Origin of the sequence: Mesorhizobium sp. M7A.F.Ca.MR.362.00.0.0 (assembly GCF_004023175.1) — a bacterium.
Classification (GTDB): Bacteria; Pseudomonadota; Alphaproteobacteria; order Rhizobiales; family Rhizobiaceae; genus Mesorhizobium.
In genome coordinates, this window is sequence record NZ_RZTF01001055.1 from 1 (window position 1) to 257 (window position 257).

Consider the following 257-nt stretch of genomic DNA (forward strand, 5'->3'; position numbering starts at 1 on the left):
CTCGAGACCGGCATCCGAGCGGTGATGCTGTTGGAAGCATTTTATCAGCGTCAGTGTGATCTGATCGAAATGACTTGGCTGGACCACTTGGTCGTTCATACGGCTGACCTCGATGGAGAGGACGTGCCCCCCAGTCTCCATCCGGACTTGCCGAATCGCACCGGTGAACTCTTCGTTCGTCGTCAGCTGATGGAGAAGAGCTTGCGCATCATGCAGCAGGTGCATCTCGTTGACGTCGTGGAAACAGACCTTGGCGT

At 56.0% G+C, this 257-nt stretch carries 1 protein-coding gene; it reads left to right on the forward strand.

Translation table 11 applies throughout. The features are described from left to right. On the forward strand, nucleotides 1-257 hold a 257-nt coding region (locus EOC06_RS39090; protein ID WP_368773622.1), incomplete at both ends, for an ABC-three component system middle component 2.